The sequence below is a fragment of the Sulfitobacter sp. HI0129 genome, assembly GCF_001635395.1.
Lineage (GTDB): Bacteria > Pseudomonadota > Alphaproteobacteria > Rhodobacterales > Rhodobacteraceae > Sulfitobacter.
Genome location: NZ_LWGH01000262.1, coordinates 1 through 13,004 on the forward strand (window position 1 = coordinate 1; position 13,004 = coordinate 13,004).

At 63.3% G+C, this 13,004-nt stretch carries 17 protein-coding genes; 11 read left to right on the plus strand and 6 right to left on the minus strand.

The genetic code is table 11. From position 1 onward, the window contains the following. The 6 genes from A3764_RS05180 to A3764_RS05205 form a co-directional block, all read left to right on the plus strand. The coding region (locus A3764_RS05180; protein WP_201722402.1) for a 50S ribosomal protein L27 at positions 1-146 on the plus strand (146 nt) is incomplete at its 5' end. Positions 147-231: 85 nt separating this feature from the next. After that, positions 232-840, plus strand: coding sequence for a LysE family translocator (locus A3764_RS05185; protein WP_067921118.1), 609 nt, complete (start codon positions 232-234; stop codon positions 838-840). A 2-nt stretch (positions 841-842) separates the two neighbouring features. Continuing rightward, positions 843-1,373: a GNAT family N-acetyltransferase gene (locus A3764_RS05190; RefSeq protein ID WP_067951285.1), complete on the plus strand. Its 531-nt coding sequence runs from the start codon at positions 843-845 to the stop codon at positions 1,371-1,373. 18 nt (positions 1,374-1,391) lie between these two features. Further along, positions 1,392-2,426, plus strand: coding sequence for a GTPase ObgE (gene obgE / locus A3764_RS05195; RefSeq protein WP_067925272.1), 1,035 nt, complete (start codon positions 1,392-1,394; stop codon positions 2,424-2,426). Continuing rightward, a complete protein-coding gene (proB, locus tag A3764_RS05200) occupies positions 2,414-3,520 on the plus strand; it encodes a glutamate 5-kinase (RefSeq protein WP_067925269.1) in 1,107 nt (368 codons plus the stop codon). The genes obgE and proB overlap by 13 nt, the downstream gene beginning before the upstream one ends. Then, entirely contained in the window at positions 3,520-4,836 is a 1,317-nt protein-coding gene (locus A3764_RS05205) for a glutamate-5-semialdehyde dehydrogenase (RefSeq protein WP_082851124.1), read from the plus strand. The genes proB and A3764_RS05205 overlap by 1 nt, the downstream gene beginning before the upstream one ends. A gap of 17 nt (positions 4,837-4,853) precedes the next feature. On the opposite strand, the gene A3764_RS05210 is transcribed toward A3764_RS05205, so the two are convergent. Continuing rightward, positions 4,854-5,450 carry a histidine phosphotransferase family protein gene (locus A3764_RS05210; RefSeq protein ID WP_067925263.1) on the minus strand — a complete coding sequence of 199 codons (597 nt, stop codon included), beginning with the start codon at positions 5,448-5,450 and terminating at the stop codon, positions 4,854-4,856. A 30-nt stretch (positions 5,451-5,480) separates the two neighbouring features. Between A3764_RS05210 and A3764_RS05215 the strand changes: the two genes are divergently transcribed. The 5 genes from A3764_RS05215 (at position 5,481) to tsf (ending at position 9,514) form a co-directional block, all read left to right on the plus strand. Beyond that, entirely contained in the window at positions 5,481-5,684 is a 204-nt protein-coding gene (locus A3764_RS05215) for a DUF3553 domain-containing protein (protein WP_067925260.1), read from the plus strand. 136 nt (positions 5,685-5,820) lie between these two features. Next, on the plus strand, positions 5,821-6,585 hold the full coding sequence (locus A3764_RS05220) for a GNAT family N-acetyltransferase (protein ID WP_067925257.1): 765 nt from the start codon (positions 5,821-5,823) through the stop codon (positions 6,583-6,585). Next, positions 6,582-7,406, plus strand: a complete 825-nt coding sequence (locus A3764_RS05225; protein WP_067925254.1) for a lysophospholipid acyltransferase family protein — start codon at positions 6,582-6,584, stop codon at positions 7,404-7,406. The genes A3764_RS05220 and A3764_RS05225 overlap by 4 nt, the downstream gene beginning before the upstream one ends. A 225-nt stretch (positions 7,407-7,631) precedes the next feature. Next, positions 7,632-8,522, plus strand: a complete 891-nt coding sequence (rpsB, locus tag A3764_RS05230) for a 30S ribosomal protein S2 (protein ID WP_067925251.1) — start codon at positions 7,632-7,634, stop codon at positions 8,520-8,522. 116 nt (positions 8,523-8,638) lie between these two features. Continuing rightward, on the plus strand, positions 8,639-9,514 hold the full coding sequence (gene tsf, locus A3764_RS05235; RefSeq protein WP_067925248.1) for a translation elongation factor Ts: 876 nt from the start codon (positions 8,639-8,641) through the stop codon (positions 9,512-9,514). Positions 9,515-9,623: 109 nt separating this feature from the next. On the opposite strand, the gene aroQ is transcribed toward tsf, so the two are convergent. The 5 genes from aroQ to A3764_RS05260 all read right to left on the minus strand — a co-directional run. Continuing rightward, entirely contained in the window at positions 9,624-10,061 is a 438-nt protein-coding gene (aroQ, locus tag A3764_RS05240) for a type II 3-dehydroquinate dehydratase (RefSeq protein ID WP_067925245.1), read from the minus strand. 163 nt (positions 10,062-10,224) lie between these two features. Next, positions 10,225-10,914, minus strand: a complete 690-nt coding sequence (gene phoB / locus A3764_RS05245; protein ID WP_067923645.1) for a phosphate regulon transcriptional regulator PhoB — start codon at positions 10,912-10,914, stop codon at positions 10,225-10,227. A 3-nt stretch (positions 10,915-10,917) separates the two neighbouring features. Continuing rightward, a complete protein-coding gene (gene phoU / locus A3764_RS05250; protein WP_067923648.1) occupies positions 10,918-11,634 on the minus strand; it encodes a phosphate signaling complex protein PhoU in 717 nt (238 codons plus the stop codon). 4 nt (positions 11,635-11,638) lie between these two features. Then, positions 11,639-12,424: a phosphate ABC transporter ATP-binding protein PstB gene (gene pstB, locus A3764_RS05255; RefSeq protein WP_067923652.1), complete on the minus strand. Its 786-nt coding sequence runs from the start codon at positions 12,422-12,424 to the stop codon at positions 11,639-11,641. Between the two features lie 34 nt (positions 12,425-12,458). Further along, positions 12,459-13,004 (minus strand): PstA family ABC transporter permease (locus A3764_RS05260; protein ID WP_150122077.1); only part of this gene is annotated, 546 nt, incomplete at its 5' end.

A 13,004-nucleotide genomic window follows, 5' to 3' on the forward strand; every position in this document is an offset into this window, starting at 1 on the left:
GAACGAAGTTCTGGCCCGCCGAAGGTGTCGGCATGGGCAAGGATCACACGATCTTCGCGACCGTCGATGGCGCCGTGACCTTTCACAAGGGTCTGAAAAACCGTACCTTCATTTCGGTTCTGCCAGTGGCGGAGGCCGCGGAGTAAGCCGACCCGAAGAGGTGCATGTCATAGGGGGATCGGCGCAGGCCGGTCCCCTTTTTTCTTTCACGCCCACCCGGAGGCCCGGCGCATGTCCGTCGCCCTCGCCAGTTTCGCGGTCTTCGCCGCCAGCCAGATCGGCACGCCCGGTCCCGCCAACATGGCTTTGATGGCCACGGGGGCGCGCTTTGGCTTTCGCGCGGCGCTGCCCTTCGTCGGGGGTGTCGTGCTGGGCAAGCAGCTGGTCGTCTGGCCGGTCGGATTCGGGCTGATGCAGCTTGCCGACAGCGCGCCGTGGGTCTTCACGACGTTGAAATATCTGTCCGCGGCCTATATCTTCTGGTTGGCATGGAAAGTCGCGCGGCTGCGCCTTTCGAGCGAGCGGGACATGGGCCGCGCGCCCGGTTTCATCGCAGGACTTGTGGTGCACCCGCTGAATCCCAAGGCATGGGCCATGATCGTCGGCGGATTCACCGCTTTCGTGGGTCCGGCTACGTCACCCTTTATAGCGACCCTGAGCATTGCAGGCATATTGTTGGCCTGCCAGGTCGTATTGCACCCCCTGTGGACGCTGGCTGGGGATCGTCTTGCCGCGACCGTGGCGGGATCGAGGTTTGAACCTTTTTTAATGTGGACCCTTGCCGCGCTCACCGTGGCTTCGGTTCTTTTTGTTTTGGTCCGAGGAGGAACGGAATGGTGAAGATGGGCAATATTACCACGCAGCCCGAAATTGAAACGGAACGCTTCGTGTTGCGCCCCGTGCGCAAGTCCGATGAGGGTCCGATCGAGATGTACGCAGGCGACCCGCGCGTCGCCATGTCCACCGTGTCCATTCCCCACCCGCTGCCGCCCGGGGTGATCGAAGCCTTCATCACCCGCGCCATGGCGGAGGAGCGTGACGAAGATGTCTGGGTGATGGACGGCAGCAAATCCGGCACGTCCGAGGTGATGGGCGTGATCACCCTGACCCGGCTGGACCGGGCACAATCCGAAATCGGCTATTGGGTCGCGCCCGCGTTCTGGAACACGCATCTCGCCTCCGAAGCGGTACAGGCGCTGGTCGCCGCCAATCCGCTCGAAAACTGTGCCATGTTCGCTTCGGTCTTTCATGACAACCCGGCATCGGCCAAGGTTCTGACCAATGCGGGCTTTGTCTACCTCGGCGATGCGGAGACATATTGTCTTGCACGCGACGCTGCCGTACCCACCTGGACGTACAGCCGCAAGCTCTGACCGCCGGAAAGGCCCCACATGAAATTTCTCGACCTCTGCAAAGTCTATATCCGCTCCGGCGCGGGCGGCGGGGGCTGCGTGTCCTTCCGACGGGAGAAATACATCGAATTCGGCGGTCCCGACGGTGGCGACGGCGGCGATGGCGGTTCCGTCTGGGCAGAGGCCGTGGACGGGCTCAACACACTGATCGATTTCCGCTACCAGCAGCACTTCTTTGCCAAGAACGGTCAGCCGGGTATGGGCAAACAGCGCACTGGCAAGGATGGCGAGGATCTGGTGCTGCGGGTGCCGGTGGGTACGGAGATCCTCGACGAGGATCAGGAAACCGTGCTGGCCGATCTGACCGAACTGGGCCAGCGGGTTCAGCTAGCACGGGGCGGCAATGGCGGCTTCGGCAACCTTCATTTCAAATCCTCCACCAATCAGGCCCCCCGGCGCGCCAATCCGGGGCAGGAAGGGGTGGAGCGCACGCTCTGGCTCCGGCTCAAGCTGATCGCGGACGTGGGGCTTTTGGGTCTGCCGAACGCGGGCAAATCTACTTTCCTCGCGGCCACGTCCAATGCGCGCCCCAAGATCGCCGATTATCCCTTCACGACGCTGCACCCCAACCTCGGGGTTGTGGGTGTCGACAATACGGAATTCGTGGTGGCGGATATCCCGGGTCTCATCGCCGGGGCGCATGAGGGCAGGGGCATCGGTGATCGGTTCCTTGGCCATGTGGAACGCTGCGCGGTGCTGCTGCATCTCGTCGACGGCACTTCGGAAACCATCGCGGAGGATTACCGGACCATCATCACCGAACTGGAAGCCTATGGCGGCGATCTGGCTGAAAAGCCACGGGTTACGGTCCTGAACAAGGTTGATGCATTGGATGAAGAACGCTGCGCAAGTGCACTGAAAGAATTGAAAGATGCCGTTGGCGGTGAGGTTATGGAAATGTCCGGCGTCGCGGGCGAAGGGGTGACGGAAGTGCTGCGGGCTCTGCGTTCCAACATCGACGAGGACCGTCTGCGCCAGCGCCCGCAAGAGGAAGAGGCGCCGTGGCAACCCTGACCGACGCGCGGCGACTTGTCGTCAAGATCGGGTCCGCCCTGCTGGTGGACCGGACGACGGGGGCGCTGCGGCATGACTGGTTGCAGGCCTTCGCCGAAGACGTCGCCTGGCTGAAGGGGCTGGGGATCGATGTCGTCGTGGTCTCCTCCGGCTCCATCGCTTTGGGGCGGGGGGTGCTCGGGTTGCCAGCCACCACGCTGGCGCTCGAACAGGCACAGGCGGCCGCCGCGGTCGGGCAGATCCGGCTTGCCCGCGCCTACGAAGAGGTTCTGGCCCCCCACGGTATCACCACAGCGCAGGTTCTCGTCACGCTCGAAGACAGTGCCGACCGGCGGCGCTATCTCAACAGTCGGGCAACGTTGGAGCAGTTGTTGTCGCTTGGTGTCGTGCCCATCGTGAACGAAAACGACACCGTGGCCACCGATGAAATCCGCTTTGGCGACAACGACAGGCTGGCGGCGCAGATTGCCGTGACGGCGGGGGCGGATCAGCTCGTTCTGCTTTCGGATGTGGATGGGTTTTACAGCGCCAATCCCGCTGAGGACCCGGACGCCCGCCGCTTTGACGTGATCGAGGAGATCACGCCGCAGATCGAGGCGATGGCCGGCGATGCGGGATCGGGGCTGTCCAAGGGCGGCATGAAGACAAAGATCATGGCGGCCCGGACCGCCACGGCAGCAGGCTGCGCGCTGGCCATCACCGAAGGATCCGTGATGCGACCGCTTTCCGCGCTGAGCGGCGGCGCGCCCGCCACATGGTTCACCGCCCATACAGACCCCAAGGCCGCCCGCAAACGCTGGATCGCGGCGTTGAAGCCCCGGGGCAGCGTGGTGCTGGACGCGGGCGCGGTGGCGGCGCTGTCGCGCGGGAAATCGCTTTTGCCCGCGGGGGTTACAGGCGTGGATGGCGGCTTTGGTCGCGGGGACAGTATCGCGATCCTCGGGCCGGACGGGCGCGTGCTCGGCCATGGGCTCGTGCGCTATACCGCGCAGGAAATCGCCCAGATCATGGGGTGCCAGTCGGACCGTATCGAAACCCTCTTGGGCTATCCCGGACGTGCCGCGGTGATACACAGGGACGACATGGCGATCTGATGAAAAGCGACGTTCAAACACCTGTAAACAAAGCAGAAGGACCGACCATGACTGATGCCGGCGAAGATGTGAAAACGCTGATGCAGGACATTGGCCAACGCGCGCGCGCCGCTGCGGCGCAGGTGGCGACCGCCTCGGCGGAGCGCAAGCACGCCGCGCTCATTTCCGCGGCTGATGCCCTGCTCTCGACCTCCGGCGATATTCTGGCGGCCAACGCCCGCGATCTCGAATACGGGCGCGAAAAGGGGCTGTCTGACGCGATGATGGACAGGCTCCGCCTTGATGAAGGGCGTATTCGCGACATCGCGGGCAGCCTGCGGGCCATCGCCGACCAGCGCGATCCGGTGGGGGAGGTCATGGCGGAGTGGGATCAGGCATCGGGTCTGCATATCAAGCGGGTGCGCACGCCGCTTGGCGTGATCGGTGTGATCTACGAATCCCGGCCCAATGTCACGGCGGATGCCGGTGCATTGTGCCTCAAGGCCGGCAACGCGGTGATCCTGCGCGGCGGGTCGGAGTCCTTTCATTCCTCGCGGGCCATTCACGCCTGTCTGCAGCAGGGATTGCGCGATGCGGGCCTGCCCGAAGACACCATCCAGCTCGTCCCGACGCGCGACCGCGCTGCCGTCAGCGAAATGCTGGGCATGACCGGCTCCATCGACGTCATAGTGCCCCGGGGGGGCAAGGGGCTGGTGGGGCTCGTCCAGCGGGAGGCCCGGGTGCCGGTCTTTGCCCACCTCGAAGGGATCGTGCATATCTACATCGATGAACATGCAGATCCCGAAAAGGCGCTGAAGGTCGTGCTGAATGCCAAGACCCGGCGCACCGGCATCTGCGGGGCAGCGGAATGTCTGCTGATCCACGAAAAGATCGCCCCGACCATCGGCAAGGGGGTGCTGCGTGCCCTGATCGACGCGGGCGTCGAGGTGCGGGCGGACGAAGCTCTTCTTTCGGTCGACGGGACCGTTCCCGCCGGGTCCGACGACTGGGGGCGCGAATATCTCGACAGTATCATCGCCGCGCGTCAGGTCAGCGGCGTGGACGAAGCCATTGATCACATTCGCCGTTATGGCTCCCAGCATACCGACTGCATCATCACCGAGGATGCCGGGGCCGTCGAGGCCTTCACCTCACGGTTGGATTCCGCGATCCTCATGCACAACGCCTCCACGCAGTTCGCTGACGGTGGCGAATTCGGGATGGGAGCGGAAATCGGGATTGCGACGGGCAAGCTGCATGCAAGGGGGCCGGTCGGGGCCACGCAGCTCACCAGTTTCAAGTATATCGTGACCGGTGACGGTACGGTGCGCGGCTGAGAATTCCCCGCAGACCCTCAGAAGGTCAGGACAATTTCCTCTGCCCCGATGCTGGTTTCGATCCGGCGGCCCGCTTCGCGGGCCACTGCGGGTGCCAGCGCGAATTGAACGAGTGAGGGGGCGAGGATGGCGCGCGGTTCTTCCTCTGCCAGCAATGCCCATGTTTCGGGGTCGGGCATCAGCTTGGCGCCCGATCCGCGCAGCGTCCAACTCTCCCCCCGCGCCGTAATCTCCACCTCGCCGCCGAAGGGGAGGGCGGTTTCAAGGCAGAGCAACCCCAGAAAGGCGAGCCGCACCGAATTGCGCGGCTGGGCCGGGCCGGCATCCCAGCCAATGCGCAGCCGACTTGCCCCGTAGGTATCCCTCAGGACGGCCTGCGCCTCATCCCGGCCGACCATCTGGTCGCCGGCCGCCCCGAAGGCGAGCCGGAAAAACCGGATCCGCGCGCTCGCATGGCCCACCGATTCCTCGATCAATGCCATTTCCGGGCCTTTCGTGCCCCCGGCCATGGTCATGAGTTCTATTCCGTTGTTGATGGCGCCGATGGGCGATATCAGGTCATGGCAGATGCGGCTGCCGATAAGGGCGCCAAGCGCGCTATCGGCCCCGTTCACGGCACGGCCCGCAAAGCGAAAGGACGGCGCATGGAAGACCTGAACGCGATCCTGACCCCCGGTATGCTGGTCCGCCATCCGGAGCGGCCCGAATGGGGCGTCGGACAGGTGCAAAGCAACATCGATGGCAGGTTGACGGTGAATTTTCGCGACGAAGGAAAGATGGTCATAGACAGTTTTCGCGTAGGCCTTGTTCCGGTGTTCGATGAGGGATCATTCTCGTCAAAAGGTTAATGACCTCTTAATTTGCGGGGGTTACCTCAAGGTCAACGTGAAGGGGGATCGCCGCTGGCGGGGGCAGGGCGGATTGCGCTCCGCCGTCAATGCGCCTATGTCCCCTGCGACTGTCGCAAGAAGGGCAACCGACCGCATGATCCATGGCGCGTCACAGGATTTCAGCGTGCGTCTTGCCCGATCGACGTCGGATCTGCACGCGGCGCAACGGCTGCGCTACGACGTCTTCGTCAAGGAACTTGGCGGTTCCGGTACGATGGTGGACCATGCCGCGGGGCTGGAACGTGACAGATACGATTCCTTCGTGGATCACCTGCTGCTGACGGACAATCGTACCGGCGATGTGATCGGGGTCTACCGGCTGATGCGGTCCGACATGGCGGATCGGGCAGGGGGGTTCTACACCGAAGGCGAATATGACATCGGCCCGCTCAAAGCCACGGGCCGTCGGCTTCTGGAACTCGGTCGGTCCTGTCTGCATCGCGACTATCGCGGCGGTATCGCCATGCACCGGCTCTGGGCCGGACTGGCCGCCTATGTCGCGGAACATGATATCGAACTGCTGTTCGGCGTGGCGAGCTTTCATGGCACCGATAGCGCCGCGCTCGCCCAGCCGCTTTCGCTGCTTCACCACGTCTATCTGGCGCCGCCGGAATTGCGGGTCCGGGCGCGGGCCGAAGGCCGCCAGCCCATGGACCTTATCCCGACCGAAGGGTTGGACCGGCGCGGCGCCATGCTGCAGATACCCAGCCTGATGAAAGCCTACCTCCGCCTCGGCGGCTGTGTGGGCGACGGGGCCTTTATCGACCGTGCGTTCAACACGACCGATGTCTGCCTCGTGCTGGATACCAAGAAACTGAGCGAGCGGCAGCTGCGCATCTACGGGGGGCAGCCCGGATGAAGGCGCCCACCTGGCACAGCGAGACCTTGCCAGAGGTGAAGACCCCATCGGCCGCCGGCTGGCTGAGGCTTGTGCTCCGGGTTCTCGCCTTGCTCACGGTGATCGGCGTCGGGCTGGTGGTGTTGGGTTTGTTGCGGCTGGTGGAGCGACCGGTCTGGGGCGCGCATCGACCGATAACGCCCTATGTGACGCAGGCGGTGTGCCGCGTCGGCCTCATCATCCTTGGCCTGCGGCTGAAGGTATCGGGCCGCCCCATGGCCCGCGCCGGTGCGCTGGTGAGCAACCATATCTCGTGGATCGATGTTTTCGCCATCAATGCCACCACCCGGGTGTGCTTCGTCGCGAAGTCCGAGGTCGCGGGCTGGCCCGGGATCGGGCTGCTCGCCCGCGTCACCGGCACCGCCTTCGTCAAGCGTGAAGCTGCGGAGGCGGGCGCGCAGCGGGATCTGCTGCGCCAGCGCATCCGCGACGGTTTCCTGCTGGCGTTCTTTCCCGAAGGTACGACGACCGATGGCCTTCAGGTGCTGTCTTTCAAATCCGCGCTCTTCGCCGCCTTTACCGACATGCCTGCGAGCGCTGCCATCCAGCCCCTGACCCTGCGCTACGTGGCGCCCCCCGGGGCGGACGCGCGGCACTATGGCTGGTGGGGCGATATGGCGCTGGCGGAGCATTTCAGGACCGTGCTGTCGCAACCGGGCCGTGGTTCGGTGATCCTGACCTATCATCCCCCGTTGGCGCGCGATTTGTTGAAGGATCGCAAGGCCATGGCCCGCACGGCGGAAGCCATGGTGCGCAACGGGCTGCACGAACCCACGCCCTGAGGCAGGGGGAGGGGCCGGATATCGCCCGGCGCGGCATAGTCAATCCGCTGCCCATCCGACCCCCCTTGCGCCCGAAGCCAAGCTGTCCTATACGCGCGACACTTCAACCCGCAGTCGGGGTTGGGCCTGTGGGGGAGAAATCCCTGCATGTCCGCCGGTTGGCGCCACTCCTTAGGGAAGACGCGTCATACCCCCGATGAGGCTAAACCGGAAAGGTAAAAGACCATGGCTCTTCCAGAGTTCTCCATGCGCCAATTGCTTGAAGCAGGCGTACACTTCGGCCACCAGACACAGCGTTGGAATCCCCGCATGGGCCCGTACATCTACGGCGCGCGCAACGGGATCCACATCATGGACCTCACCCAGACCGTCCCCATGCTGGACCAGGCGCTGCAGGTGATCCGTGACACCGTCGCCAAGGGCGGCAGCATTCTTTTCGTCGGCACCAAGCGTCAGGCGGCCCAGCCGATCGCCGAGGCGGCCGAGAAATGCGCCCAGTACTACATGAACCACCGCTGGCTCGGCGGCACGCTGACCAACTGGCAGACCGTGTCCCAGTCCATCCAGCGGCTGAAGAACATCGACGAACAGTCGGAGCGCGGCTTCGAGGGCCTGACCAAGAAAGAGCGTCTGGGCATGGAGCGTGACCAGTCCAAGCTGGAAGCGTCGCTGGGCGGTATCCGCGAAATGGGCGGTCGTCCGGACCTGATCTTCGTCATCGACGTGCGCAAGGAACAACTCGCTGTTGCCGAAGCGAACAAGCTGGGCATCCCGGTTGTCGCCGTTGTCGACACCAACTGCTCGCCCGATGGTATCGACTATATCATCCCCGGCAACGACGACGCGGCCCGCGCCATCGCGCTTTACTGCGATCTGGCAGCCCGTGCCGCACTTGACGGCATGTCCGCCCAGCTCGGCGCCGCCGGTGTCGACATCGGCGCCATGGAAGAGGCCCCGGAAGAAGACGCACTGACCGAAGAGGCCTCCACCGGGGTCGAGGTCGGCAACGCTTCTTCCGAGACCGTGTCGGACGACGCCATGGCAAAAGACGCGCCCTACGACATCGAGTCGAAGAAAGAGACCGTCGCCAAGGCCGAGGAAAAGGCCGAAGGCTGATCCGCATCCGCGGATGACATTTGCGGGGCAGGGTGGACCTGCCCCGGTTTCCCGATGCGGGGCGCGGGCCGGACCCGCCCCCGAAAGCACAAGTATTTCCAGAGGAGAACCAAGAGATGGCTATCACAGCATCCATGGTCAAGGAACTGCGCGACACCACAGGCGCAGGCATGATGGACGCCAAGAAGGCGCTGACCGAAACCGACGGCGACATGGAAGCCGCCGTTGACTGGCTGCGCACCAAGGGTCTGGCCAAAGCGGCCAAGAAGTCCGGCCGCACCGCCGCCGAAGGCCTCGTGGCCGTTCAGGTCGAAGGCGGCCACGGCGTCGCGGTCGAGGTCAACTCCGAGACCGATTTCGTCGGCAAGAACGCCGAGTTCCAGTCGATGGTGGGCAACATCGCCGAAGCCGCGCTGAAGGTCGACAACGTCGAGGCGCTGAAGCAGGCGGAGATCAACGGCAAGACCGTTGAAACGACGCTGACGGACGCCATCGCCAAGATCGGCGAGAACATGTCGCTGCGCCGCATGGTATCGCTCGACGGTGAAACGCTCGTCTCTTACGTGCACAACGCGGTGGCACCCGGCATGGGCAAGATCGGCGTTCTCGTCGCCATGAACGGCGGTGACGAAGCCTTTGGCAAGCAGGTGGCCATGCATATCGCCGCGGTGAACCCGGCCTCGCTCTCCGAAGACGATCTCGACCCCGCGGTCGTCGAAAAGGAAAAGCAGGTCCAGATGGACATCGCGCGCGAATCCGGCAAGCCCGAGCAGGTGATCGAAAAGATGATCACGGGCCGGATGCAGAAGTACATGTCCGAAGTAACGCTGCTGAACCAGCCCTTCGTGGTGAACCCCGATCTGACCGTGGGCAAGGCCGCCGAAGAAGCAGGTGCGACCATCACCGGTTTCGTGCGTCTTGAAGTCGGCGAAGGCATCGAAGTGGTGAAGGAAGATTTCGCCGCCGAAGTGGCCAAGGCCGCCAAGGGCTGATCTGCCCCGAAAATTTGAATGAGAACAGGGCGGTACGCGCGAACGTACCGCCCTTTTTTGTGCGCGGATTCAGGTGAGATTGGAAAGGTAAGTGGTTGTATTTCCTTACTTATTCGCCCAGATGTGCCCCCAGCGCGTCGATTGCCAGCAAATAGCCCGTCGCCCCGAAACCGCATATCTGGCCCAGGGCGACCTTGGACACGTAGGAGTGATGGCGAAACGCTTCCCGGGCGTGAATATTGCTCAGATGCACTTCGACCGTCGGCAGTTCGATCGAGGCGATGGCGTCCATCAGGGCGATAGAGGTATGGGTATAGGCACCGGCGTTGAGGATGACGCCATCATGCCGTCCGCGCGCATCGTGCAGCGCGTCTATCATTTCGCCTTCATGGTTCGATTGAAAAAACGCCACTTCATGCCGCGATTTTTCCGCATGCGCCTGGCAGGCGCTTTCGATATCGGCGAGCGTGGTCGTTCCATAGACCTCTGGCTGGCGGGTGCCGAGCAGGTTCAGGTTGGGACCGTTCAGGATGAGTATCGACGCCATGGGTGCCTCGCAGAAGTTTTCCGCAGTTAAGGCAATGTACCGCTATCTGTCCACCATTGCTGGTCGTTTGGCGGTAGGAGGAGGAATGGGGGGCGTCTTTCCCGGACGGAAAGCAAAAAGCCTGTAATCTATATTATGTAAATAAATGATCGAACGAAACGCCTTATCCCAAGGCGTATCCGCTGCCTCTTACCGTTCGGATCGGATCCGAACCGCCTGCTTTCGTCAGTGCCTTGCGCAATCGCGCGATATGAACGTCCACCGTGCGGGTATCGACGAAGATGTCCCGGCCCCAGACGTAATCGAGCAATTGCTCACGGCTCAGCACGCGCCCCGCGCGTTCCATCAGGGTCACGAGCAGCCGGTATTCCGTCGGGCCCAGTTTCACTTCGGTCTCGCCCCGTGTCACACGGTGGCGTTCACCATCGAGCGTGATGTCCTCGAACGTCAGCACCGCGCCTTGTGCCGCCGGGCTCGACCGGCGCAGCTGTCCTCGGACGCGCGCCATCAGTTCGCGCAGACTGTAGGGTTTCACCACATAGTCGTCCGCGCCGGTTTCCAGCCCGCGCACGGTATCGACCTCTTCGGACCGCGCAGAGAGCATGATGACCGGTATGTCCCGGGTTTCCTTGTTCATTTTGAGCTGACGGCAGACTTCGATCCCGCTGAGCCGTGGCATCATCCAGTCAAGGATCACCAGATCGGGCGCGGCTTCGCGGATCATCAGCATTGCTTCTTCGCCATCTTCGGCGTGGCGGACGGCATAGCCTTCGGCTTCGAGGTTATAGGCAAGCACCTCGCGCTGCGCGGCCTCGTCATCGACCAGCAGCACCTGCGATTGCAACGCGCTCACGGCTCAGCTCTCCGGCTTTACCGGGGTCACGGAGGTCACATCGGCCTTGGGTCGCGCCTCGTCCGGGTGCTGCCCGGTCACGAGATATACGATCTGTTCGGCGATGGCGGTGACGTGATCACCCATGCGCTCGGTGTTCTTGGCGATGAAATGCAGGTGCATACAAGCGGTTATGTTGCGTGGATCTTCCATCATGAAGGTCAGGAATTCGCGGAAAAGCGCGTTGTACATCTGGTCCACGTCTTCATCGCGGGCGATGACATCCGCCGCCAATTCAGGGTCGCGCTGGATATAGGCGTCGAGCGCGTCCTTCAGCATGCCATCCACGACCTTGGCCATGCGGCGGATCGCGCCTGTGCCATCGCCCACGGGCGGCATTTGCGCCAGCACCCCCGTCCGCTTGGCCATGTTTTTCGCATAATCTCCAATACGTTCCAGGTTGGCGCTGATCTTGATGACGCTGAGGATCACGCGCAGGTCGATGGCTGTAGGCGCGCGCAATGCGATGATGCGGGCCGCGCGTTCGTTGATGGCGTCCTCCAGCGCGTCGATTGCCTTGTCCCCTGCCCGGACCTTCTCGGCCAGTTCCTCATCGCGCGTCTCAAGGGATTCCGCCGCCAGCCGGATCGCGTCCTCGACCAACCCGCCCATCTTCATGATCTGGGCCTGGACGCCTTCGAGGTCACGGTCAAAAGCGGATGCAATATGTTGATTTGACATTGTTTTATCCAATTCTGCCGGTGATGTAGCTTTCCGTCCGGGGGTCTTCGGGAGCGGTGAAAATGCGATCCGTCTCGCCATATTCCACGAGATGGCCGAGGTGGAAGAAGGCTGTCTTCTGGCTGACCCGGGCGGCCTGCTGCATCGAATGGGTGACGATGACGACCGAATAATTCTGCCGCAACTCGTCGATCAATTCTTCGACCTGCGCGGTGGCGATCGGGTCGAGCGCCGAACAGGGTTCGTCCATCAACAGCACCTCGGGCTCCGTCGCGACGGCGCGCGCAATGCAGAGCCGCTGCTGCTGCCCCCCGGAAAGGCCCGTCCCGGGGGCGGAAAGCCTGTCCTTCACCTCGTCCCAGATGGCGCCGCGACGCAGGGCCCGTTCGACGATGTCGTCCAGTTCCGCCTTGTTGCGGGCCAATCCGTGGATACGCGGGCCATACGCCACGTTGTCGTAGATGGATTTCGGGAAGGGGTTTGGCTTCTGGAACACCATGCCGACCTTGGCGCGCAGCTGCACCGGATCGACGCGGCGGTCGTAGATGTCCTCTCCGTCGATGCGGATGTCGCCTTCGACGCGGGCCACATCAATGGTGTCGTTCATCCGGTTGATACAACGTAGAAAAGTCGACTTGCCACAGCCCGAAGGACCGATGAAGGCGGTGACGGTCTTGTCCTCGATGTCGACACTCACGTCCTTGATGGCGTGGGTGTCGCCATAATAGACCTGCACGTTGCGGGCGGAGATCTTGGGCTCCGTCCCGGGGGCCTCTGCATTCGCTGTCATTCTGTCTTCTTTCACGTCTCGTTCAGCCCTTCTTTTACCAGCGCCGCTCGAACCTGCGCCGCAGCAGGACAGCGATCGCGTTCATCGTCACGAGGAACACGAGCAGGATGATGATACCGCCCCATGCCCGCTCATAGAAGGCCGGGTCGGCGCGTTTGGCCCATTCGTAGATCTGTGCCGGCATGGCGCTGTTTGGGTCCATCAGGCCGGAGGCGATGCCGTCCGGCGGGTTCGATGCGATAAAGCCCACCATGCCGATCAGCAAAAGCGGTGCGGTTTCCCCCAGCGCCTGTGCCAGCCCGATGATCGTGCCGGTCAGAATACCGGGGGCGGCCAGCGGCAGCACGTGATGGAAAACCGACTGCATCTTGCTGGCCCCTACCCCCAGCGCCGCATCGCGGATCGACGGCGGCACGGATTTGAGCGAGGCCCGGGTGGAGATGATGATGGTGGGCAGCGTCATCAGCGTCAGCACCAGTCCCCCCACCAGCGGCGCGGAACTGGGCAGGTGCATGTAGTTGATGAACACCGCCAGCCCGAGGATGCCGAAAACGATGGAGGGGACGGCGGCGAGGTTCGA